This is a genomic window from Rhizobium sp. AP16 (assembly GCF_000281735.1).
GTDB classification, from domain to species: Bacteria; Pseudomonadota; Alphaproteobacteria; order Rhizobiales; family Rhizobiaceae; genus Rhizobium; species Rhizobium rhizogenes.
On sequence record NZ_AJVM01000036.1, the window covers coordinates 13,648 to 37,037 of the forward strand.

Annotated in this window: 17 protein-coding genes and 1 pseudogene; 15 read left to right on the top strand and 3 right to left on the bottom strand. The window is 59.3% G+C overall.

Annotation, left to right across the window (positions count from 1 at the left end):
- Nucleotide 1 precedes the first annotated feature (1 nt).
- Nucleotides 2-1,270, bottom strand: coding sequence for an NRAMP family divalent metal transporter (locus tag PMI03_RS13720; protein ID WP_007694123.1), 1,269 nt, complete (start codon nucleotides 1,268-1,270; stop codon nucleotides 2-4).
- A gap of 392 nt (nucleotides 1,271-1,662) precedes the next feature.
- Between PMI03_RS13720 and PMI03_RS13725 the strand changes: the two genes are divergently transcribed.
- A complete protein-coding gene (locus PMI03_RS13725; protein ID WP_007694126.1) occupies nucleotides 1,663-2,337 on the top strand; it encodes a GntR family transcriptional regulator in 675 nt (224 codons plus the stop codon).
- 187 nt (nucleotides 2,338-2,524) lie between these two features.
- Here the strand turns inward: PMI03_RS13725 and PMI03_RS13730 are convergent, their stop codons facing one another.
- On the bottom strand, nucleotides 2,525-5,374 hold the full coding sequence (locus tag PMI03_RS13730) for a response regulator (protein WP_007694130.1): 2,850 nt from the start codon (nucleotides 5,372-5,374) through the stop codon (nucleotides 2,525-2,527).
- Complete coding sequence (locus PMI03_RS13735; RefSeq protein WP_007694132.1) at nucleotides 5,374-5,757, bottom strand: hypothetical protein; 384 nt, start codon at nucleotides 5,755-5,757, stop codon at nucleotides 5,374-5,376. The genes PMI03_RS13730 and PMI03_RS13735 overlap by 1 nt, the downstream gene beginning before the upstream one ends.
- Nucleotides 5,758-6,566: 809 nt before the next feature.
- Between PMI03_RS13735 and PMI03_RS13740 the strand changes: the two genes are divergently transcribed.
- The 14 genes and pseudogenes from PMI03_RS13740 to PMI03_RS13805 all read left to right on the top strand — a co-directional run.
- Entirely contained in the window at nucleotides 6,567-7,823 is a 1,257-nt protein-coding gene (locus PMI03_RS13740; RefSeq protein WP_007694135.1) for an arsenic transporter, read from the top strand.
- Between the two features lie 79 nt (nucleotides 7,824-7,902).
- Nucleotides 7,903-8,172 (top strand): annotated as a pseudogene (locus PMI03_RS13745) (transposase); the annotation flags it as partial.
- 222 nt (nucleotides 8,173-8,394) lie between these two features.
- On the top strand, nucleotides 8,395-9,426 hold the full coding sequence (locus PMI03_RS13750; RefSeq protein WP_007694139.1) for a substrate-binding domain-containing protein: 1,032 nt from the start codon (nucleotides 8,395-8,397) through the stop codon (nucleotides 9,424-9,426).
- Nucleotides 9,427-9,499: 73 nt separating this feature from the next.
- Entirely contained in the window at nucleotides 9,500-11,044 is a 1,545-nt protein-coding gene (locus tag PMI03_RS13755; protein WP_007694141.1) for a sugar ABC transporter ATP-binding protein, read from the top strand.
- Between the two features lie 28 nt (nucleotides 11,045-11,072).
- Nucleotides 11,073-12,062, top strand: coding sequence for an ABC transporter permease (locus tag PMI03_RS13760; protein WP_085997448.1), 990 nt, complete (start codon nucleotides 11,073-11,075; stop codon nucleotides 12,060-12,062).
- Nucleotide 12,063: 1 nt separating this feature from the next.
- Nucleotides 12,064-13,068 carry a sugar-binding transcriptional regulator gene (locus tag PMI03_RS13765; RefSeq protein WP_007694144.1) on the top strand — a complete coding sequence of 335 codons (1,005 nt, stop codon included), beginning with the start codon at nucleotides 12,064-12,066 and terminating at the stop codon, nucleotides 13,066-13,068.
- Complete coding sequence (locus tag PMI03_RS13770; RefSeq protein WP_007694146.1) at nucleotides 13,065-14,060, top strand: aldo/keto reductase; 996 nt, start codon at nucleotides 13,065-13,067, stop codon at nucleotides 14,058-14,060. The genes PMI03_RS13765 and PMI03_RS13770 overlap by 4 nt, the downstream gene beginning before the upstream one ends.
- A gap of 12 nt (nucleotides 14,061-14,072) precedes the next feature.
- Nucleotides 14,073-15,821: a glycerol-3-phosphate dehydrogenase/oxidase gene (locus PMI03_RS13775; RefSeq protein WP_007694148.1), complete on the top strand. Its 1,749-nt coding sequence runs from the start codon at nucleotides 14,073-14,075 to the stop codon at nucleotides 15,819-15,821.
- Complete coding sequence (locus tag PMI03_RS13780; RefSeq protein ID WP_007694150.1) at nucleotides 15,794-16,636, top strand: class I fructose-bisphosphate aldolase; 843 nt, start codon at nucleotides 15,794-15,796, stop codon at nucleotides 16,634-16,636. The genes PMI03_RS13775 and PMI03_RS13780 overlap by 28 nt, the downstream gene beginning before the upstream one ends.
- A 33-nt stretch (nucleotides 16,637-16,669) precedes the next feature.
- Nucleotides 16,670-18,199 carry an FGGY-family carbohydrate kinase gene (locus PMI03_RS13785; RefSeq protein WP_007694152.1) on the top strand — a complete coding sequence of 510 codons (1,530 nt, stop codon included), beginning with the start codon at nucleotides 16,670-16,672 and terminating at the stop codon, nucleotides 18,197-18,199.
- Nucleotides 18,196-19,821: a GMC family oxidoreductase gene (locus tag PMI03_RS13790; RefSeq protein ID WP_007694154.1), complete on the top strand. Its 1,626-nt coding sequence runs from the start codon at nucleotides 18,196-18,198 to the stop codon at nucleotides 19,819-19,821. Before PMI03_RS13785 ends, PMI03_RS13790 begins: the two co-directional genes overlap by 4 nt.
- Before the next feature lie 768 nt (nucleotides 19,822-20,589).
- Nucleotides 20,590-21,828 carry a sugar ABC transporter substrate-binding protein gene (locus PMI03_RS13795; RefSeq protein ID WP_007694156.1) on the top strand — a complete coding sequence of 413 codons (1,239 nt, stop codon included), beginning with the start codon at nucleotides 20,590-20,592 and terminating at the stop codon, nucleotides 21,826-21,828.
- 48 nt (nucleotides 21,829-21,876) lie between these two features.
- Complete coding sequence (locus tag PMI03_RS13800; protein WP_007694158.1) at nucleotides 21,877-22,794, top strand: carbohydrate ABC transporter permease; 918 nt, start codon at nucleotides 21,877-21,879, stop codon at nucleotides 22,792-22,794.
- Nucleotides 22,794-23,390, top strand: a 597-nt coding sequence (locus PMI03_RS13805; protein WP_007694160.1) for a carbohydrate ABC transporter permease, incomplete at its 3' end; no start/stop codon positions are given. The genes PMI03_RS13800 and PMI03_RS13805, both read left to right, overlap by 1 nt.

Sequence of the window (23,390 nt, forward strand, 5' to 3'; positions counted from 1 at the left end):
CTCAAGCAGCCGTAAGCAAAGCGAAGATTGGGCCGATCGACTTGTAGCCCATGTACCAGGTAAGCATGCACGTCAGTACGCCCAGCACCAGGAGCCAGCGTGGATAGCGATACCCGCCGAACAGATCCGAGCGAGCCCAGACCGCATACATGAAGATCGACAGGCCGACCGGCAGGACGAGGCCGTTCAATCCGCCCACAAAGACCAGCATGGCGGCCGGCGGGGTGGTTATCAGCATGTAGGCGATTAGAGAGATGGCAATGAAGCCGACGGTGGCGAAGTTGCGCTGCCGCTCCGTCATATCCTTCTTGAACGCGGTCAGGAAGGAGACAGACGTGTAGGCAGCGCCGATGATGCTTGTCATCGCCGAGGCAAGGAAGACTGCACCGAATAGACGCAAGCCGATATCGCCTGCAGCAGCATGAAACGCTTGGCCGGCCGGATTTGCAGCTTTGCCTGACAGGTCGATGACGACGCCGCTTGCGACGACACCGAGCACGGCTAGGAACAGAATATACCGAAGCACGCCGGTGATCGCGATACCGCTCAATGCTGCCCTGTTTACGGCGGCGAGATTTTCAACGCCAACCGTGCCCTTATCCAGCAGGCGATGCGCCCCGGCATAGGTGATGTAACCGCCAACCGTGCCGCCGACGATAGTTGTGATCGTCGCGAAATCGATCACGTTGGGCAGGACTGTCTGGCGCAGGGCTTCGGCGATGGGCGGACCTGATACGATTGTCGCGTAAAGAATGAGAGCGAGCTTGATGAAGGCTGCCACATAGACCACGCGATCCATGGCCACGCCCGCGCGCCGCGACAGGAAAATACCGATCGCCGCAAGCGCACCGATCAGGCCGCCGATCTTCGGGTCGAGGTCGATCATCGCGTTGAAGCCGAGGCCAGCTCCGCCGATGTTGCCGATATTGAAGAACAGGCCGCCGATGATGACGAGGACGGCAAGGAGATAGCCGGAGCCGGGTATGGCCGCATTGGCGATATCAGACGCCCGCATGCGGGTGATGGTGACGATCCGCCAGATGTTTGCCTGGACAACGAAGTCGATCACGATCGAAACGAGAATGCCGAAGGCAAAGGCCGCGCCGAGCTTGACCGTGAATGTGGCAGTCTGGGTGATGAAGCCGGGACCGACGGCGGACATCGACATCAGGAAGATGGCGGCCATCAGAGCCGAGCGGCGCGACTTGACCGACATCCCAGATGGCGTGGGCGGTGCGGTGCCGGTGGACGAAATAGCTGGCTGTTCCAAGAAACCTCTCCTTATGTGTGGACGGCCCTGAACTCCCTCGGGTTAGCCCACTTGAATTTATCGACAGGCCAACGTTGCCGCGTTCTACAATTCTGTCAAGATTGTTCAACGATTTTATATTATCGTTCTACTATAATGTGGAAATGTTGAGCGATATGAAGTTTAATTGAGCACAGAATTGCCTTGATTGGCGCAGATTTAGGCCGCGTTGCAGCCGCGCTTGCCGCCTTCCTGTCATTAAGGATAACAAAATCGCTGACTAGGAACCATGTCTGGCGTCGCCGCGATCCGCCTAGTCGCGTTATCCAGCCATGGTTCCCATGGGGCGAGAACCGCTATATCGATGGGCACAGGACGGATGTTTCATCCGTGTGCATGCATAAGGGGTTTTGATGGCTGAGCAGGATACCACATCGGCGCTTGCGCCGCGGCTGGCGGAGGAGATTCGCGACAAGCTGATTGCGGGCGAATTGAAGCCCGGTCAGCGCCTCTCCGAGGCGGCGCTCAGCGTCGGCATGGATGTGTCTCGCAATTCGCTGCGCGAAGCCTTCCGACTCCTGACCAAGGAAGGCCTTTTGCGGCACGAGCACAATCGCGGTGTCTTTGTCGCCACGCCCAGCATGGCCTCAATCATCGACATTTACCGGGTACGCCGCGTGATTGAATGCCAGGCACTCGCCAAGGCCTATCCCAATCATCCAGCGGTGGCGCGCATGCGCTTGGCTGTTGAACGAGCCAGGGTCGCGCGCGGCGACAGAGATTGGGGGACGGTCGGCAGCCAGAACATGGTTTTTCACGCAGCGATCGTCGATCTTGCTGACAGTCAACGGCTGAACGTCTTCTATGCTCAGATCGCCGCAGAACTCCGCCTTAGCTTCGGTCTGCTCGCCGATCCCGAGCTGTTGCATGCGCCCTATGTCGAGCTGAATGCGGCGATACTCGAACAGCTCGAAGCTGGAATGACGGCTGAGGCTTCCGCGGCACTCGAGGCTTACCTGACGCAGTCCGAGCGCGCTGTTCTCGCTGCCTTTTCGCGAATTGATGTGAGGAACTCATCCGGGAAGTAAATGCGTGCGGCTAAGCCGACCTGAGACCTGTCGCGCTTGAACTTATCGCTGAAATTGGCTTTGCCCATACAGGCCTCCTTGCCTCTGTTTTAGGGAAGAAGGTGTCTACGAAACTAGGGTCTATTCAGACCACAAGGCGCTTGAACGCAAAACTGGCGTGGTTGTACTCATCCATTGGATAATAGTTTCACGGCAGGTCAGGTTGTCCAAAAGTACTTTTTTGAGGGAATGCGGCTGACCATTCTTGCAGCGCGGCGGCAGCTTTGGCGTAGTCGAGCCTAGAGATTGCCTCACGCACGCTCTTAAATTTCTCGTCGTTCGCTCGACCGCCAAGCACTCGCTCCAGCATCTCAAACACCTGCCGCGCATGAAGTTGGCAATCTTCCAAAAGGTCATGCAGCTCGATCGTCAGGGCTGCCACCGCGGGAATATCCAACCGCACATCAGCCTTCGCGCGCGCGGCTGGTTCGGCAGATTGAACGAGGTGAGGAATGGCGACAAAGGCTGAGTTCAGCGCATCGGCCAATGCTGACAGCAGACGAGGGTTGGTTGATGGAGCCGGGTGGGCCAGCCGCTCCTCCAGCATCGTGGCCAGGGTTGCGACTTCAGACAGGCCCAGCGTTGTGGAGACACCTTTCAGCGTATGAGCGAGAATGCGCCCCTGTTCGAAATCGCCATTTTCTATATGGCGGCTCAAGGTGGGCACGACATCGGCAAATTTTCGGCCAAAATCGACGATCAGCTTGCGCAGCAGCGGCTCGTTACCGTTCACCCTGACAAGCGCCGCCTCAAGGTCGAAAGGCGGCAGCGCAGACGGCAGTCCGCCGAAGGGCGAAAAGGTAATTTGTTGCGCCGACGCAGGACTGGCGAGTGCCGGGCCATCTGTCACCAATGGCAGTCGGATCCAACGGCTCAACGCGGCCAGCAGTTGTGCTGGATCGAGGGGCTTGGATATGTGATCGTTCATGCCCGCCGCCAGGCAGTTCTGGCGCTCGGCCTCGTAAGCATGCGCGGTCATGGCTATGATAGGCAACCACTGATCGCCCAGCCCAGCGCGTATCTCCCGTGTCGCATCAATGCCGCCAAGCTCCGGCATCTGAAGATCCATCAGCACGGCATCGTAGCGATTGCCGGCCTCAAGCACCTTTCGCACGGCGATCAAGCCGTTTTCGGCCGTATCGACGTTCAAGCCGCCGTCGGTCAAGATTATCTGGGCCAATTCGAGATTGATCTCGTTATCCTCGACCAGCAGAATTCGGGCGCCCCGCAGCGCTGGCGCGACCATCGGAGTGTGCTCGGCAGTGTTCTTGGACGGTACTTGGTCCGTATGGGCGAATATCCATGTTAGCATGTCGAACAAGGAAGAGGCGCTGACGGGCTTGGATAGAAAGCCGTCTATGCCGAGCGTTTCGGCTTCACCGACCGCCTGCTCCCTTCCATAGGCGGAGATCATGACGATGCGTGGCCAGTCTTCACTTGGCAGGATGGATTGTAGCACCTTGATTGCTTCCAGGCCGTTCATGCCCGGCATCTTCCAGTCGAGCAGCACCAGATCGAAGGGACGGTGTTCGGCAATGGCACTACTGATCGCCGCTAGCCCTTCCTGCGCGGAGGCTGCCAATTCCGGGATAATCGACCAGGCTTCGCAAAAGCCTTGGAGAATTTCCCGTGAACCCTCGTTATCGTCGACCACCAACACTCGCAGATTGGCGAAGGCGTCCGACCTTTGCTCGACTGTGTGCCGACGAGTTTCATCTTCCTCCAGCATAACGGTGAAGGTGAAGGTACTCCCGTGACCCTCTTTGCTTTCCACCGAAATGCCACCATCCATGAGGGCGACGAGTTGACGGCTGATCGCAAGCCCCAGCCCCGTGCCGCCGAAGCGCCGCGTGGTGGAGCTGTCGGCCTGGGTAAAGCTGTCGAACAGCCGTGCAACCTGTTCAGATGACATGCCAAGACCGGTATCGCGCACCACGCCCTCGATCACGCAACGGCTATCCTGATGTCCTCGTAAGTTGAGCTTGAGGGTAACTTCACCGCTGCTAGTGAACTTTATGGCGTTGCTGACGAGGTTCAGCACCACTTGGCTCAATCGCAGCTCGTCGCCACGCAACATAGCCGGGATTGCCGGATCCACCTGCCAGCCGATGGCGATGCCTTTCTCCTGCGCTTTCAATGTAGAGAGTTCCATGGTCCGTTCGATCATGGCCCGGGGATCAAAAGACGCTTTTTCCAGCGCCATCTTGCCGGCCTCGATCTTGGAGAAATCCAGGATGTCCTTGAGCAGGCTCAGCAACCGGTCGCTCGCACCGCGGATCTTGGTGACGTAATCGTGCTGCCGCGCTGTGAGTTCCGTTCGGCCGAGAAGATGGCTGAAGCCCAGGATGGCGTTCATCGGCGTACGGATCTCGTGGCTCATATTGGCCAGGAATAGGCTCTTGGCGGCGTTGGCTTGCTCGGCTTCACGCGTACGGACTTCGAGCGTCTCGTTCTGCACGGTGAGAACGTGCCCCATATTTTCGATGCGCTCGAAGGCGTTGACCAGCTTGTTGCCGAGCCAGATCAGCACGGTCGTCTGGAAAATAACAATCCCCGCATGCAACAGCACCCGGTTGATGCCCGCGTCATTGACGAAGACCGCCGCTGGCACCGTATAGTTCAGCACCAAATGGTGTAGGGCAATGGCCGTGGCCGCCAGCAGCAGGCTAGGCGCGTCGAACCAGGCGATCAAAAGGGCCAGAGTGGCGAAGAAATACATGTGCATGTCCATCTGCCAACTCAGGCCGGATGTCAGATAGACCAGCAGGGCCGGCTCACCCATCAGCGCAACGGAGCTTAGATAGCGTGTGACCGGCGCACTGCCCGTAAAATGCCAAGACAAATGTGTGGTCGCCGCAAACAGCCCGGCCAGCAGAACCGGCATGAGAACGGGTTTGCCGACATAGAATGCGATCGCTGCAAGCAGAGGGACGTGAAGCCAGAGCAGGGGAACAAGCAATCGTCCGAAACCAGTGCGCAGGCGGGCGATTTCATTCATCAGATTGCCCCTTTGCCATTATCGACAAGACCACGACAGCTACGTTGCGTCGGCGCGTCGAGTACCAGCCAGGCGCCGGCAGCATAGAGCGCGGCGACGAGGTCCTCCGGTTCGTCAGGGCGGCGCTCGCCTTCGGGCGCACGGCGCACGACAATGATATTGGGCAGTGCTCCGCCAGCAATCATCCGTCCGCCGGCCGCCGCGACTAGGGAGGCCATCCGGTCCTCTTTCCACCACGGAGGTCCTATGACGGCCATCTGAGCATCGGGCGCCGGATTGCCATAGGTCATGGCACCGATACCGAAGGCACTGACAAGCAGCAGTGCCAAAGCCGGTAAGATCGCCACCAACCTGCGGCTCTCGGAGCAAGTTCCAGATGTCATGAGGCATCCGCTGAGTGTCAATGAGATAATCTAATGTAAATTCTGCTAATTAATGTTGATCTAGGCAATGATTGTCGGATTGGATCAGATTTCGGGTAGGCTTATGAATCGAAGATTGGAAGATTCCAGCTGATTGACAGATATTGTCAAGTTTTTTGACTTTTCTGCGTGAGTTATGCGAGCTGGACGTGACCCACCACGGACAATGTCCTCCAGCAGTATCCTTTACAGGATGGCTCGGTCGCAAACTTTTGGAAAGCCTTGAGGAGCGGCTCTCGCTGGACACAGTTATGCAGCGAGCGCGGAAGATTGCTGAAACGCTGACGAATAAAACTCGTCAGCTGCTTTTCGTGCAAGACAATGCCTCTTTACATCAGAAACCCATCAGATCGCATGATATGCCGCGATGATTGCGGCAACCTGTGCCGAATCCAGTGCCTGCAACTGAGCCGTCTTTGGATATGCGGCCTTCGGCAGGGAGATCAGCGACGCACACAGTAGCGGCCGCCAATCGAGTTATTGCCATTCCACGTTTTTGAAACAGCCGGGTCGATCGTTCGAACCCCCGTACGGGGGATTGGCGCCTCGCTGAGCAACGTCGTCGCGGGCTGGCTTACCAATATCGGTGGATATGGGCTTGCCTATTGGGTTCATGGCGGCGTAGCCGCTTTCGCAGCTGCTGCCTTTTTCGCGGGATATAAGAGCATTGCGCCAACACAAAAGAACGATATTGGTGAGGCTGACGACCTTGCCGTCGCTACACCCTGATCGCCCTTCCGTCCTTTACCAATCTGCGAATTAAGAACGACATGAACGCACTGACCACGACTTGGGGAATAGCCGGGCTGACCGCACTCGGCGTCATCATGCGGCCTTTCGCACTGCCGGAAGCCGTATGGGCGGTCATGGGTGCGCTGCTGCTTCTGGTTTTCGGGCTGATCGGTATTGCCGATGCCTGGGTTGGCGTTACGAAGGGCCTCGACGTCTATCTCTTTCTCATAGGCATGATGCTGCTCTCCGAACTGGCTCGCCGGGAAGGTCTCTTTGATTGGCTGGCCTTGGTCGCAACCACCCATGCCAAGGGATCGCCAAGGCGGCTTTTCGTGCTGATCTATGGTGTCGGCATCGTCGTCACCGTCTTTCTCTCGAATGACGCAACAGCCGTCGTGCTGACGCCGGCGGTCTATGCGGCATGCAGGGCGGCGAGGGTGAAGGATCCCATGCCCTATCTCCTCATCTGCGCCTTCATCGCCAATGCCGCTAGTTTTGTCTTGCCGATCTCGAACCCGGCCAATCTTGTGATTTTCGGCGGCGGTACGATGCCGCCGCTGTCGCGCTGGTTTGCCGCCTTCGCCTTGCCTTCCCTCGTGTCCATTATCGTAACGTTCCTTGCGCTCTTCTGGACGCAACGTTCCGTCATCAATGCCGATAGCGTCGCGCCGGATGTCCAGGAAATGCCGCTGTCGTCAAGTGCGAAGCTTGCGGGTATCGGTCTGTGTGCCACGGCTGTCGTATTGCTTGGCGCATCCACGCTCGATTTCGATCTCGGCCTGCCGACATTTCTGGCAGGATGCCTTACCACTGCGGCCATCTTGCTGATGGAGCGCAAAAGCCCGGTCGAGACGTTCAAGGGCGTTTCCTGGAGCGTGCTGCCGCTCGTCGCCGGATTGTTCGTCGTCGTCGAGGCGCTGAACCGGACGGGATTGATCGACAGTCTGGCGCAGTATCTTTCGCACGGTGCCGCGGCCTATCCGTCACAGACGGCTGCAGCTGCAGGCGCAGTCACCGCTTTGGTTTCCAATCTCGTCAACAATCTGCCGGCGGGCCTTGTGGCAGGCAACGCTGTTCAGGCGGCGGATGTTTCCGACAAGATCGCCGGTGCCGTGCTGATTGGCGTAGATCTCGGGCCAAATCTTTCGGTGACCGGCTCACTCGCGACGATCCTGTGGCTGACGGCGCTGCGTCGCGAGGGGCTGCATATGGGAGCGTGGCCATTCCTGAAGCTTGGCGTCATCGTGATGATACCGGCGCTGGTTTGCTCAATCATTGCCCTCATCATCCAATAGGATATTTGGCCATTGGGCCAGTTGTTCAATGCTTGGACAGCTTCTTCTCGATGCGGGAAATTGATTAGGCTCAGGACCCATTGACTGGATGCTTGCCGATCATGGATATGACGCCGACTGGTTCAGGGCTGCTCTACTCCATAAGGGCATCAAACCCTGCATTCGGCGGCGCAAATCCCGCTACAAGCCGGTCAAATACGACAAGCGCCGCTACAAATGCCGCAACCGCATCGAGATCACGTTCGGTCGTCTCAAGGATTGACGCCGCATCGCTATCCGATGCGACCGATGTCCGACCGTCTTCTTCTCCGCCATCGCTCTCGCAGCAACCGCAATCTTCTGGCTGTAATCAACCAGACCTGACCCCAGCTCGCGGCCATCAACCTGTCTTCGGCCTCAAGCTGGCTCTCCTGGTGTGAAATATATTTCATTGCGTGAATTATATTGACATATCGATTTCTCCGAGGCTAATTACAGCCACCGGGGTTCGAGGAGGAAGTCCGGTTTCACGAACAAGGCGCGCGGTGCGCCATCGGCTTTTTGGGAGGGGCGTCAGCCTCGAGGAGGAACTTTGCGCAATTTTCTGGGCACGACAGCGATGGCTGTTTTGGCTGTCGCGACATTGAGCACGGCTGCGTCAGCGGCTGAAACGGAAAACCCGTTTCGCTGCAAGCCGGGTGAGAAATACGTCATGAACGTCATGGTTTCGGGCGTCGAATACTGGTTCCCGGTCTACGAAATGTTCAAGCAGGCCGGTCGGCAACTTGGCTGCGAGACCGCCTATACCGGTACGCCGGAATATGACGTCAACAAGCAGATCGCCACCTTCGATCAGGCGCTCGCCCAGAATCCGGCAGGCATTCTTGTCCATCCGATGAATTCCGACCCATTCATCGAGCCGATCAACCGCGCCATCGATCAGGGCACGGCAGTCGTCACCTTCGCGGCGGATTCGCCGCTTTCCAAGCGCATCTCCTTCATCACTTCGGACAATACGCGTGAAGGCACTTACGCCGCCGATGCAATCGCGGAGAAGCTTGGCGGTAAGGGTGAATACGCGGTGCTGGAAAATCCGGGCCAGGACAACCACGACAAGCGCATCGCCGCCTTCATCGCTCGTATGGAAACAAAATATCCTGGCATGAAGCTCGTCGGACGGGCCGCGTCGAACCAGGACCCCAACAAGGCTTATCAAGGTCTCATGAGCCTGGTGCAGGCGCATCCAAATCTCAATGCCGTGTTCATGCCGGAGGCAAATTCGGCGATCGGCGCGGCCCAGGCCAACAAGGAAAGCGGCGGCAAGATTCTCGTGATGTGCGCCGATGTCAATGCCAACATCCTCGACATGATCAAGGCCGGCGAAGTGTTCGGCTCGATCAATCCGAACCAGGGCATGCAGGGCTATATGGGCTTCATGATGTTGTGGTTTGCCAAGCATCCGGAACTGATCGACCCGATGAACGATGCCAAGCGCTCCGGCTTCAACCCGATGAGCATTCCCTTTGTCGACAATGGTCTGTCGATCGTAACGGTGGCCAATGCCGATGATTTCTATTGGGATAAATACCTGAAGCGCCGTGGCACGAAAGGCATCGAGGAGTAGGCCTTGCAAAGTGGTTGTCCGGGATGAGGAGATCCCGGGCAACCGATGCAGAGTAGGGAAGGGAGAGGATGTCATGACGCCAGCGCCGGTCTTGGAGATACGTAATGTCAGCAAACGCTTCGGCGCCATCAAGGCGCTGACGGATGTGACATTTGCCCTGGAAAAGGGTGAAGTCCATGCACTTTGTGGCGAAAACGGCGCGGGCAAGTCGACGCTCATGAACATTATCGCCGGGGTGCTGCAGCCAAATGAGGGGGAGATCCTCATCGACGGCGCGTCCGTGAAGATCTCTTCTCCGGCCGCCGCCCAGTCTCTGGGAATAGGTCTCGTCCATCAGGAAATCGCGCTTTGCCCGGATGCGACGGTTGCCGAGAACATGTTCATGGCAACAACGAACCGGCGCCGGTCGCCCTTTATGAATTTTGCTAGGCTGGAGCGGGAGGCACAGGCCATGATGGACCGCCTTGCCCCCATTGATGTCCGCCAGAAGGTCGGCGATCTGCCTATTTCCAGCCAACAGCTTGTCGAGATCGCCAAGGCCCTGACGCTCGACTGCCGCATTCTCATCTTTGACGAGCCGACGGCCGCGCTGACAGAAGCGGAAGCTCAAGTGCTCTTCGGCATCATCAACGACCTGAAAGCTCATGGCATCTCGATCGTCTATATCAGCCACCGCATGGCGGAGATATTCAGCCTTTGCGACCGCGTCACCGTCTTTCGAGACGGGCGATACGTTTCGACGGAGCATGTGTCCAATATCACGGCGGAAGATGTGGTGCGCCGCATGGTCGGCCGCGAGATTACCCAGCTCTATCCGGAAAAACAGTCCGCGGCGGAGTGCACTGGCGAGAGCATTCTTTCCGTCCGCAATCTCGGCGACGGCAAGCGCTTTCAGGATGTCAGCTTCGAATTGCGCAAGGGCGAAATTCTCGGGATCGGCGGCCTGATCGGCTCCGGCCGGACCGAGATCGCGGAGGGCATTTGCGGGCTACGTCGGACGACGGAGGGTGATATTCGGCTTGGGGACGAGGCTCTCCAAGTGAGATCCTATGCCGATGCGGTACGGGCTGGCGTTGTCTATCTCTCCGAGGATCGCAAGGGCTCCGGCGTATTTCTCGACCTGTCGATCGCGCAGAACATAGCTGCTCTCGATCTGAAGTCGTTGACCGGGCCTTTCGGCCTTTTGAATGCGAAGCTGGAGGCCGAGCGAGCGCAGGATCTTGCGCGCCGTCTCGGCGTTCGCATGGGCGGTATAGACATGCCGGTATCGTCGCTTTCGGGGGGCAATCAGCAGAAGGTCGCCATCGCCAAACAACTGGCGGTCGATCCGAAGGTGATCCTCATGGACGAGCCGACGCGCGGCATCGACGTCGGCGCGAAATCAGAAATTCATCGCCTGCTGCGTGACCTCTCCCGTTCCGGGATCGGCATCGTCGTCATCACGTCGGAACTACCCGAGCTCCTTGGTCTTTGCGACCGGGCGATCGTCATCCGCGAAGGCACCGTTGCCGGCGAGCTCGAAGGAGCAGCGATGACGGAAGAGGCCATCATGCGACTCGCTTCGGGTATCGGCACCGGACAACACACCACATCGAAGGCATCAGAGCATGCCGTCTGAGAAAAAGGCAGAAACGGGGGACAAGGCAATGAAAGATCATGCATTGGCGGTGACGAGGGAGCGCGCTTCCTCCTGGAGAAAGCTTGGAACAATGCGGGAAGCGGGGCTGATCGCCATCATTCTTGCCCTCTGCATTCTGATGAGCTTCGCCTCCCCGCATTTTCTGACGCTCGGCAATTTCAGGGCGATGCTGATGTCGTTCTCGGTCGAGGGCATCGTTGTCGTCGGCATGACAATCCTTCTGATTGTCGGTGGTATCGATCTCTCGGTCGGGTCGGTAGTCTGCTTCTCGATGGTCCTGTCGGGATCGCTATTCCTGATGGGACTGGATCCTTGGAGTGCGTCGCTGATCGGCATCCTCGTCAGCGCGCTGATCGGCTGCGCCATGGGCTTCTTCGTCACCGTCATCGGCCTCAATCACTTCATCACATCGCTGGCCGCCATGGTGATCGTGCGCGGCATCTGCCTCATCATCACCAAGGGAACGCCGCTGTCACTGTTCACGCTGCCGCCTTCCTTCAAGGCCATCGGGCAGGGCACGTTTTACGGGGTGCCCTTTGTGATCCTGATCTTTGTCGCCGTGGTCGCCATCTTCGACTTTCTGCTGCGCAGGGCAACGGCCTTCCGCAAGGTCTTTTACACCGGCAGCAACGAGAAGGCGGCGCTCTATTCCGGGATCAAGACCAACCAGGTCAAGTTCTGGGTCACCGTGCTCTGCGCCACGCTGTCAGGCGTTGCCGGCGTCATCTACATGTCGCGGTTTGGCGCCGCGACGCCCACCTTCGGCGTCGGAATGGAGCTCAACATCATCGCAGCGGCCGTCATAGGCGGCGCGTCCCTGAGCGGCGGTTCCGGCACGATCCTCGGCGCCATCCTCGGTATCGCGCTTTTGTCCGTGGTCACGAGCTCGCTGATCCTGCTCAATGTATCGGTCTATTGGCAGGACATGATCAAAGGCTGCATTCTACTCGCCGCCGTTTCCATCGACCATTTCCTGCACAAGCGGAAGGCTGCCTGACATGCCGATTGCAAAGTCGAAATCCCCATCCGCGCCCCGCGAGGAAATCGTCATCGCGCGCCAGATGCATCAGGCTCTCGTTCTGCACTTCCTTGAGGGCCTGACCCAGGCGCAGATTGCCGATCAGCTCGGCCTCTCGCATGCCACCATCAACCGGTTGATCAAGCGCGGTCGCCAGCTCGGCCTCGTCGAGATCAAGATCAAATCTCCCGTCGAACCGCTGGTCGACATGGAAGAGCAGCTTCTGGCGCTTGGCGGCATCAGCCGCGCCATCGTGGTGCCGACGGTGTCCGATAATCCGCAAACGACGTTGCAGACGGTCGGAGAAGCGGCGGCGCGGCTGCTTCTCGAGCAGATTGCGGACGGCGATACCATCTGCATCACCGGCGGCAAGGGTGTCAGCGCAGTTGTTGCCAGCCTTCAGCCGCCGCGCCGTTTCGATGTCGCGGTCATCCCGGCAACCGGCTGCGTGCAGGGCAAGCACTATACGGATGTGAACCACGTCTCGACGATGATGGCCGACCGGCTCGGCGGCCACTCATTCCAGATCCACGCGCCTCTCTTTGCCGACAGCGCCGCCGAGCGCGACATGCTGATCAACATGCGCTCGGTTGCCGACGTCTTCAGGCAGGCGCGCGAGGCCAAGGTCGCGGTCGTCGGCATCGGCTCCATTCTTTCCGACGACTCCAGCTATTATGACCTGCATCCCTCTTCGAGCACCGACCGCGCAGCAATCGAACGCTCCGGCGCCTCATGCGAACTGCTGGCGCATCTGCTCGATGACCAGGGCAGTATTTGCGATTACAGCCTCAACCGGTCCCTGGTCTCGCTGACCCTTCCGGAGTTTGCCTCGATCCCGACGAAGATTGGCGTGGCAAGCGGGCCGAACAAGGCAGGGCCGATCCTCAGCGTCATGCGCGGTCATCATCTCGATACGCTGGTTACCGACGAAGCGACCGGCGCGCGCGTTTTGGCGCTCGCAAACGGCGAAGGACAACGCGCATGAGCGAGCAGCAATTGATACGCGATATAGGAAGGTCCGGCGTCGCCGCTTCCGCAGTCGGCCTCGGAACATGGGCGATCGGCGGCTGGATGTGGGGCGGCACGGATGAGGCGGAATCGATCGCCGCGATCCAGGCGTCGCTGGATGCCGGCGTCACATTGATCGATACAGCACCGGCCTACGGGCTCGGTCGATCCGAGGAGATCGTCGGCAAGGCGCTTGCGGGCCGCCGTGACAAGGCGGTTATCGCCACCAAATGCGGCCTCGTGTGGCACACCGACAAGGGCAGACATTTCTTCGATCAGGATGGCAGACCGGTTCACCGCTATCTTGGCCGCGATGCGATCTTCCACGAGGTCGAAGAGAGCCTGCGGCGCCTCGCGACGGACTATATCGACCTCTACATCACCCATTGGCAGGATCCTACCACCCCGGTCGAGGAGACGATGCGGGCGCTGGAAGATCTGAAGGCATCGGGCAAAATCCGGGCAATCGGCGCCAGCAATGTCGGAGCGCCGGAACTTGAAGCCTATATTTCGACTGGCGGCCTGGATGCCATCCAGGAGCGCTTCAGCATGATCGACCGGGAGATCGAGATCGATCTGCTGCCGCTGACCCGAGCGAACGGCATTTCGACGCTAAGCTATTCCTCGCTTGCACTCGGCCTTTTGTCCGGCACCATTGGACCCGACCGGGTCTTTTCCGGCGACGATCAACGGCGGGAGAATCCGCGCTTTTCCGTTTCCAACCGCGAGAAAGCGCTGGCCTTTGCGACTGCCATCAGGCCGGTTGCCGATAGGCACAAGGCCAGTGTTGCGCAAATCGTCATCGCCTGGACGCTCGTTCAACCCGGCGTCACCTTTGCCCTCTGTGGCGCGCGCAATCCCGCGCAGGCGCTCGACAATGCCCGGGCCGGAACCATACGGCTGGATGCAGATGATCGATCAGCCATCGATGCAGCAATTTCAGCGAAACTGACCGATATGGACAGGTAACGGATCGTCATCATGAATCGTGAAGAGACGTTCGACGGGCTTCGCCGGAGCCCGAAGGTGGACGCGTGTGTCATCGGCGGCGGCATCAACGGCATCAGCGTCTTTCGCGAGCTGGCGCTGCAGGGGCTTAATGTGCTTCTGATCGAGAAGCATGACTATTGCTCGGGGGCGAGCGCGGCATTGTCGCGCATGGTGCATGGCGGCCTTCGCTATCTCGAAAACGGCGAGTTCAAGCTGGTGCAGGAATCGCTCGTCGAGCGTGATCGACTGCTGCGCAATGCGCCACACTATGTCGCTCCGCTGCCGACGACGGTGCCGGTCTTCGATATCGTCTCCGGGCTTGGCAATGGCCTGGTTCGCTTCCTGGGGTTGACCCGCCGGCCCAGTCGCCGCGGTGCCATCGCCATCAAGGCCGGGCTCAGCATCTACGACTTCCTGACGCGCAAGCGGGCGATGATGCCGCGACATCAGTTTCGCGGCCGGCGCAGCACGCTTGCCAAGTGGCCGGCGCTCAATCCCGACATCAAGAGTTCGGCCACCTATTACGATGCTTGGGTCAGCCACCCGGAACGCCTCGGCATCGAACTGCTGGACGACGGACTGTCGGCCGGGCGGCAGGCACGGGCGCTGAATTATGCCGATATCCGCGCGGCCGGCGAAGGCCGATATCTCGTCCGCGACACCATCGCAGGTTCTTCGGCAATGATCGAACCGACGCTGATCATCAACGCAACCGGCGGATGGATCGACATTACCAACGGTACGCTCTTTAAACCTGAAACGCAGGCGGCACCCCTGATGGGCGGAACCAAAGGCTCTCACCTCATCATCGGCAATGCGAGGCTTTACGAAGCGCTGGCCGGCCACATGATCTACTACGAGAACGAGGATGGCCGGATCTGCATCCTGTTTCCCTATCTGGGCAGGGTCCTGGTCGGCTCGACCGATATCCGCATCGACGATCCCGACAGTGTACGCTGCGAAGCGGACGAGCGGGATTACATATTGCAGTCCCTGTCCTTCGTTCTGCCCGATATCGCGATCCGGCCGGAAGAGATCAGCTTCCAGTTCTCCGGCGTGCGGCCACTGCCGGCGAGCACCGACAGCTTCACAGGCCGCATCCCGCGCGATCATTTCTGCACGGTCGTGGACGCCGACGATGGTGGTCCGTCGGTGCTGTGCATGATCGGCGGCAAATGGACGACCTTTCGGTCGTTCGGCGAACTCGCGGCCGATCTCGCGCTGGAGCGGCTGGGGAAAGAGCGGCGAATTTCGACCGCCGACCGCGCGATCGGCGGTGGGCGGCGGTTTCCCCTGGATCGTGCTGCCTGGATCGCCCGAGTGGCCTCGGAGAAAGGAATTCCGGGCAGTCGCATGGCGACACTTTTCAGCCGCTACGGCACGCAGGCGGAAGCGATCGCCGGCTTCGTTGCGACGGCACCCGACAGACCCATGCCGCATCCGGACTATTCGGAGCGCGAACTGCTTTTTCTCATCCGCAACGAGGCGGCGGAACATCTTGACGACGTGCTGCTGAGGCGCACCACGCTTGCGATATCAGGTGATCTCTCCCAGCAGATGATGGATGCGGTGCTCGCTCTTCTGGCTGCGGAAAAAGCCTGGACACCGACGCAGAGCGCTGCCGAACGCGGCCGTTTTCTCACCCTTTTGCGTGAACGCCATGGCGTCACCGAAAGCACTCTTACAGACCGGAACGAACAAAGGAGCATGGAATGCGAAGCAACAGCAAAGTCCGGATGAACCGGCTGTTCAACGGCGGTCGCTGCCTGGACGTGGCCATTGATCACGGTGTCTGCAACGAGCCGTCCTTCCTCAACGGCCTCGAAGACATGCCGGCGGTCGTGAAGACCCTGGCGGCGGCGGCCCCCGATGCGATCCAGATGAATTACGGCCAGGCAGACCTGCTGCAAACTATTGCCGCCAAGAATAAGCCGGCGCTGGTGATGCGCGTTGACATGGGAAACCCGTATAACCGCACGCGTCACCGGGACATGTGGGCTGTGCTCCAGAACGAAGCCGAGCCGCTGATCGGCGCGATCGAGATGGATGCGGCCTGCGTCGTCGTCAATCTCTTCATGCTTCCAGACGAGCCGGATCTCTTTCGCCAATGCGTTGAGAATATTGCCCGCGTGCGCGCGGACTGCGACAAGTACGGCCTGCCATTGATGATCGAGCCGCTCGTGATGCAACCGGTGGACAGGGCCGGTGGCTACATGGTCGATGGTGATGCGGACAAGATCGTCACCTTGACGCGATTGGCGCGGGAGATGGGGGCGGATATCGTCAAGGCGGACCCGACCACCAATGCGGAGGATTTTCATAGGGTTGTCGAGGCAGCACGGTGCCCGGTTCTGGTTCGCGGCGGCGGTAAGGAAGATCTTCGCGCCGTCTTCGACAAATCGGCGGCCTTGATGCGGCAGGGCGCCATGGGCATGGTCTATGGACGCAACATCTATCAGCACGCCAATCCGGGCGCCGTCGTGCGCGGGCTGATGGCGATCATACATGACGATGCCGGCGGCGAGGAAGCCTTCGCGCTTTATCAGCGCGGCTGACAATGAAGACGGGAGCCTTGGGAGGGGTTCGGCATGGCAGGTTATCTATTGGGGCTCGACGCCGGCAACACCGTCATCAAGGCGGTGATCTTCGACCGGGAGGGCAACGAAATTGCGGCGGCGGCGGCAGAGGGTCACAGCCGCATGCCATGCCCTGGACATGTGGAACGCGGGCTCGACGAGCTATGGGCGAATGCCCGTGAGGTCATAGGCATCTGCATCGAGCGGGCCTCAATCCGGCCAGAAGATATCATTGCCGTTGGCTGTGCCGGTCACGGAAACGGGCTTTATGCGCTGGATCGCGATGGGCAGCCGCTGCTCGGCATTCAATCGCTGGATACGCGAGCGGCGGCTCTCGTCGAGGAATGGCAGGCGCAAGGGGTTGGTGACCGCACCTATCCGATCGGCCAGCAGCGGCCGTGGCCGTCGCAGACGCCGACCTTGCTTGCCTGGCTGAAACGGTATCGGCCGGAAACCTTCGCCAGGATTGGCACGGTTTTCCTGTGCAAGGACTTCATCGTCAATCGGCTCACCGGCATGCGGGTGAGCGAGGTTTCCGATATGACCGGTTGCGGTTTGCTTGACGTCGCCAATCGCCGCTACGACCGGGTGCTGATGGAAGCCTATGGCCTTGGCGACTGCATGGAGCTTCTACCGCCCTTGATTGAAAGCACGGATATCGCGGGGGAGATCGCGACGGAGGCGGCCATCGAGACCGGGCTTGCCGCCGGCACGCCTGTTGTCGGCGGTCTGTTCGATGTTGTCGCGTCTGCCGTCGGCTCCGGCGTCACGCGAACGGGTGCCGCCTCGATCATCGCGGGAACCTGGAGCATCAATCAGGTCATCATCGACAGGCCGCAGCTGGCCGGGCCAGTCTTCATGTCCTCTACCTTCGACCGGGAGCGTTATATGGCGATCGAGTCGAGCGCCACGTCGGCGGCAAATCTTGAATGGCTGGTGCGGGAATTCTTTTCCGACGCTTCGACGGATGGCCGCTCACCTTTCGATCTCTGTGGCGAACTCGCCGCCGCTATTGAGCCGGCTGCGGATGACCCGCTCTATCATCCGTTCCTCTATGGCGCGCAGCAGAACGGCAATGCCCGCGCCGGCTTTTATGGTGTTGCCGGCTGGCATACGAAGGGGCATCTCGTGCGTGCTGTCCTCGAAGGCGTCGCTTTCGGTCACCGTGAGCACATAGAGACAATGCGCCGAGCCGGAGCCGTCTTCAACGAAGCGGTGCTTTCGGGCGGCGGTTCCCGGAGCCTGATCTGGCCGCAGATATTTGCCGACGTTCTGGGTCTGCCTGTGTCGATCGCGCGCTCGCGCGAAACCGGTGCGCTCGGAGCGGCAATCACCGCAGGAACAGGCGCCGGTATCTTCGCGGACTTTGCCGCAGGCGCGGCCTCGATGGTGCGGATGGAGCGCAACTATACGCCGAACAGGCGCCTGGAAGGCCACTATGAACGGCGTTATGGCCTTTACCGCGATATCGCCGAGGCGATGGTCCCGATCTGGCGGCGCCTTGCCTCAGGGGCCGATCAAATAGCAGGAGCCATGAAATGAGCGGATCTTCGAACGAGGCGATCGCAGATGCCGGTTCCTATGACTTCATCATCGTCGGAGCCGGGTCGGCCGGATGTGTGCTGGCCAATCGTCTCTCTGCAAATCCGGCAAACCGTGTGCTGTTGCTCGAGGCAGGCGGCAGCGACCGATATCATTGGGTGCACATCCCGATTGGTTACCTCTTCTGCATGGGCAACCCGCGGGTGGATTGGATGATGAAGACTGCCGCTGAGCCCGGACTCAACGGCCGATCGCTTCCTTATCCGCGCGGAAAGCTGCTTGGTGGCTGCTCCTCGATCAACGGAATGATCTACATGCGTGGGCAAGCCGCCGATTATGACGGATGGCGGCAGGCGGGCAATGCCGGATGGGGTTGGGACGATGTGTTGCCGTATTTTCTCAAGTCCGAAGACAATTACCGCGGCAAATCGGCCCTGCATGGGGAGGGCGGCGAATGGCGTGTGGAGCGGCAGCGCCTCTCCTGGCCGATTCTCGACGCGTTCCGGGAGGCAGCGGCGGAACTCGGCATTCCGAAGACGGATGATTTCAACGGCGGCGATAATGAGGGCTCGGGTTATTTTGAGGTCAATCAGCGCAGCGGAGTGCGCTGGAACACCACCAAGGCCTTCCTGCGCCCTGCGATGAAAAGGCCCAATCTCAGGGTCCTGACTGGGGCGGAAACGGAAAAACTTCAACTCGACGGCCTCCGGGCCACCGGTGTTCGTTTTCGAATGAACGGCAGGTTGCACATGGCGCGTGCCGGGCGAGACATCATTCTCTCGGCCGGAGCGATCAATTCGCCAAAGATACTGGAAATTTCCGGGATCGGCAGTCCCGGCCTATTGCGGGCCGCAGGCATCGACGTGGCTCATTCGCTGCCCGGTGTCGGCGAGAATTTGCAGGATCACCTGCAGATCCGCACTGTCTTTCGCATCGAGGGCGCGAAGACGCTCAACCAGCTCTACCACAACCTTTTTGCCCGCGCGGGCATGGGGCTTGAATATGCCTTTCGCCGGTCCGGTCCGCTTTCCATGGCGCCCAGCCAGCTCGGCATCTTTGCAAAGAGCGATCCATCCCTGGCGACGGCGGACCTTGAATATCACGTCCAGCCTCTCAGCACCGACCGGTTGGGCGAGCCGCTGCATCGCTATCCAGCCGTGACCGTATCTGTTTGTAATCTCCGTCCGGAAAGCAGGGGAACGGTTCATGTGACGGGTCCAAACACCTCTGCGACACCGGACATAAAGCCGAATTACCTATCGGCGAGCCGAGATTGCATCGTCGCGGCCAAATCGATCCGCCATGCTCGTAGCCTGATGCACACAAGCTCGATCTCGGCCTTCGCGCCAAAGGAAATGCTGCCAGGCACGGAGTTCCAGAGCGACGAGGAACTGATCCGAAGGGCCGGCGACATTGCGACGACGATTTTTCACCCTGTCGGCACCTGCAAGATGGGGAGCGACGAAAACGCGGTTGTCGACGCCCGGCTGCGCGTACACGGCATCGGCGGACTGAGGGTCGTTGATGCTTCGATCATGCCGAATATCGTTTCGGGCAACACGAATTCGCCGGTCATCATGATCGCCGAGAAGGCCGCGGAGATGATTGTCGAGCGAGTGTGAGCTGCAAGGAAAGAAATTCCATCATGTGTCTGCGCCGCAGAGAGCATCCACATGGAGTCATCGCGAGACTGAATTATCCTGAAAACGGGACACGTTCTTGGAGAACGGCTGTTCTCCGATAACATGAAAACACGGACTCACGATTGAATATCCTGCGACCTGCATCAATGCGCTTTGAATGAAAAACGCCGAGGACGAGGCAGTTTTGATCCAAGGAGTGCCAAGGCCGTTACTCGATAGCTCGGTCCGTTCATGCTGTCGGCTGTCCTGACCGGAACGGACCTCCGCTACCATGTGCGCCGGTGTTCGTCGAACCGCTACTGGATGGGGGTCGCAATGATCGTTCATGAAAAAGAAATCGATCTCCAGGGCCAAAGACCAGTTTGCCAAATGCAATTCTTCGAAGCTGCCTGTGGCTGGGGATCGACTATCAATCGGCGCCTGGATACGTCGGCAGCGGTGGGTTTTGGCGTTGCCCCAAGTCGTATCCAATTTTGAGTTCGTTGCTTGGGGTTAGGGCGATTCTGGCGCTGCGCTTCGAGTGGATTCACACAGATGGAATCTGATTGGGATGCGGATAGTGCCACTGCCGTCGCGATTGCCGGATGGGAGCTTTCCGGGTCTACAGTTCGAATTCGCGACGGAACCAAGAATGCTGGCTGTTGACTTTTGTGAAATATCACAACATTCTATGAAGTGAGGATGAAGTCTGGGCGACTTGGGCGGGAGGCGCTGAGGTCGACAAACAGACAAGGGAGGGAAAGTTTCATGCAGATTCTATCCAGTGGGATGCGCGTATCGATCGGCCTTGTGGTGTCGGCTCTGGCGCTCGGTGCAATGACAGGCTCGGCCGTTGCCCAGGCAAAGGAAACGATCACCTTCGCCGCGGCAATGTTCTCCGAAGCGGGAAGAGGTGACCGGGCCAAGGCATGGGTCGACAAATTCAACAAGAGCCAGGACAAAATCGAAGTCCAGCCTATCGCAATTCCCTTCTCGAGCTTCGCAAATACCGTGTTCACCCAGATGGGCGGTGGCGGTGGGCCTGATATCATCCGGTTTGACCAGATCGACTATTTCGCCGCCGTCCCGTCGGGCAAGATTTTGCCGTTGGACGATGTCATCAAGGATGGCGATTATAAATTCACCGCACCGGACAAGTATCTGAAGGTTGATGGCAAGCGATATGGGGTCATCTTCGATACGACCGGATACGCGATGCTCTACAACAAGGATCTCCTGAAGGCCGGGGTGCCGACGACCTTCGATGCGTTTCTGGATGCCGCCAAGAAAATGACCGGCAACGGCCAGTTCGGTTATGCCTACCGCGCCACGATGGCGGAGCGCGCGGGCTTCTGGCAGGATCTTTGCAATTATGTCTTTGGCTTCGGCGGCCGCTGGAGCAAGGACGGCAAACTGACCGTCAATAGCCCTGAAGTCGTGGCCGGTGTTACCGCCTACAAGAAAGCCTATGATCTCGACATAACGCCGAAGGGCGCGGATGCCGCCACCTATCGCCGCATGTTCTGGGAAGGCAAGGTGGCAATGGAGATCGACAATGGCGGCGTTGCAGCCATCTTCCATCAAAATTCCCCCAATCTGGCTTTCGCGGCCGCACCGTCACCGTTCCCGACGCCGGCACAGGGTCTGATCATGACGATGCTGTCGATCAACGCGAACACCAAGCACAAAGACGCCACTGTCGCCTTCCTGAAATGGGCCCTTGAGCCGGAAAACCAGAAGGAATTGAGCACGGCGATGGGCACCCTCATCGGAACCGTCGTAGACCGGACGCCGGAAGAGAATGCCGCTCAGCCGTGGCTTGCGGTCTATGACAAGCAGGTGGAGAACGCAGTGCCGCAGCTCGTCATGGGCATGGAAACGAAGACGCCGGAGATCCAGCAGATCGTGCTCGAAAATGTCCTCAAGGTTCTTCAGGGCGGAACAGATCCGCAAGAAGCGATGGACGCTGCACAAAAGCTGATCGAACGTCGGGTCCTGCGCCGCTGAACGCGGCGCAGCCTCTCACTTGTAGTTCCATCACGGCGGGTCAAGATCATGCAAAAGACAACCCCGAAAGACGGCTCGCTGGATGGCAGCCGCTGGGCGCCCTACATCTTCGTTGCGCCGATCGTCGTCTATCTCCTGGTGTTTCAGGTCTTTCCGCTGATCCAGGAGTTTCTGCTCAGCTTCACCTCGACATCGTTGCTGGCGCCGGATGACCAGACCTTCGTCGGTCTCGACAATTATAATTTCCTGTTCGAGACCGGCGACTTCGTGGGGGTATTGTGGGTCACCGCAATATACACGGTTGCCTGCGTTTTTCTGTCTCTGGCTTTGGGTCTTGGCACCGCATTGCTCCTGAACAGCCCGTTTTTGGGGCGAGGGGTTGCGCGGGCGCTCGTGACCGTCCCTTGGGCAGCGCCGCCGGTGGCCGTCGCCCTGATCTTCACCTGGATACTCAACTCGCAATACGGGATTTTCAACCACACCCTGAGAACATTGGGCCTGCCTTTCGCGAATGAGAACTGGCTGGACAATCCAAGCTTGGCGCTGCCGGCCATCCTCATGACGACGATCTGGCAAATATTTCCATTCTCCTCGGTGGTCATCCTCTCTGCATTGCAGGGCGTTTCGCCGGAGATTCGCGAAGCGGCCATGATCGACGGAGCCGATCGTTTCAATATTTTCAAGACGGCGGTCTGGCCGACGATCCAACCAACCGTGATGCTGCTTGCACTCTTCATCACCATCTGGTCGCTGCGCAGGTTCGATCTGATCTGGCTGATGACGCAAGGCGGCCCGCTCGGCGCCACAAACACGCTTGTGATCGAACTCTACCGCAATGGCTTCGTCTACCGCGATCTCGGCACGGCCGCCGCAATCGGCATGATTGGCCTGTTGGTCGCCCTTGTCGTGACCGTAGTCTATTTCAAGGTGACGCAACGCGCTGAAAAGTTGCAGGGGAAACGTTGATGAAAACCAATCCCTGGCAGCACGCAGTTCGCATGATCGCAGTTCTGGCACTTCTGGGCGTCGCCGTCTTTCCAATTTATTGGATGCTGGTCACGTCCCTGACACCCTCGGGGGATCTCTTCGTCGACCGGCCGCACTTCTTGCCGTCGCTCTTTGAAGCCGGCATTTATCTCGAGGTCTTCAAGACCATACCGGTCGCGACCTGGCTGCTGAACAGCACGATCGTTGCGGCGGGCACGACGGTTCTGAGCATCGTTCTGTCCATCCTGCCTGCCTATGCGCTGTCGCGTTTCAAGTTCGCCGGCATGGGACTGGTTGGCTTCGTATTGTTCGCGACCCAGATGCTGCCCGAGGCAATGCTGGTGGTGCCGCTCTATGCCATCTTCGGCAAGCTTGGTCTGCTCAACAGCCTTGGCGGGCTCATTCTCGCCAACACCGCTTTCACCGTTCCCGTCATTACCTGGATCCTCAAAGGGTCGATCGACAGCCTGCCGATCGAAGTCGAGGAAGCCGCCCGCATGGACGGGTGCTCGAAGATCGACATCGTTATGGCGGTGGTTATTCCGTTGATCGGCCCGACGCTCGCGGCGGCCGCC

What these genes read in the sequence shown, in the direction of transcription:
- PMI03_RS13725 (WP_007694126.1), top strand. Translation starts at nt 1,663, where the DNA reads ATGGCTGAGCAGGATACCACATCGGCGCTTGCGCCGCGGCTGGCGGAG.
- PMI03_RS13735 (WP_007694132.1), bottom strand. Translation starts at nt 5,757, where the DNA reads ATGACATCTGGAACTTGCTCCGAGAGCCGCAGGTTGGTGGCGATCTTA.
- PMI03_RS13740 (WP_007694135.1), top strand. Translation starts at nt 6,567, where the DNA reads ATGAACGCACTGACCACGACTTGGGGAATAGCCGGGCTGACCGCACTC.
- PMI03_RS13790 (WP_007694154.1), top strand. Translation starts at nt 18,196, where the DNA reads ATGAGCGGATCTTCGAACGAGGCGATCGCAGATGCCGGTTCCTATGAC.
- PMI03_RS13775 (WP_007694148.1), top strand. Translation starts at nt 14,073, where the DNA reads ATGAATCGTGAAGAGACGTTCGACGGGCTTCGCCGGAGCCCGAAGGTG.
- PMI03_RS13770 (WP_007694146.1), top strand. Translation starts at nt 13,065, where the DNA reads ATGAGCGAGCAGCAATTGATACGCGATATAGGAAGGTCCGGCGTCGCC.
- PMI03_RS13785 (WP_007694152.1), top strand. Translation starts at nt 16,670, where the DNA reads ATGGCAGGTTATCTATTGGGGCTCGACGCCGGCAACACCGTCATCAAG.
- PMI03_RS13760 (WP_085997448.1), top strand. Translation starts at nt 11,073, where the DNA reads ATGAAAGATCATGCATTGGCGGTGACGAGGGAGCGCGCTTCCTCCTGG.
- PMI03_RS13730 (WP_007694130.1), bottom strand. Translation starts at nt 5,374, where the DNA reads ATGAATGAAATCGCCCGCCTGCGCACTGGTTTCGGACGATTGCTTGTT.
- PMI03_RS13755 (WP_007694141.1), top strand. Translation starts at nt 9,500, where the DNA reads ATGACGCCAGCGCCGGTCTTGGAGATACGTAATGTCAGCAAACGCTTC.
- PMI03_RS13795 (WP_007694156.1), top strand. Translation starts at nt 20,590, where the DNA reads ATGCAGATTCTATCCAGTGGGATGCGCGTATCGATCGGCCTTGTGGTG.
- PMI03_RS13765 (WP_007694144.1), top strand. Translation starts at nt 12,064, where the DNA reads ATGCCGATTGCAAAGTCGAAATCCCCATCCGCGCCCCGCGAGGAAATC.
- PMI03_RS13800 (WP_007694158.1), top strand. Translation starts at nt 21,877, where the DNA reads ATGCAAAAGACAACCCCGAAAGACGGCTCGCTGGATGGCAGCCGCTGG.
- PMI03_RS13780 (WP_007694150.1), top strand. Translation starts at nt 15,794, where the DNA reads ATGCGAAGCAACAGCAAAGTCCGGATGAACCGGCTGTTCAACGGCGGT.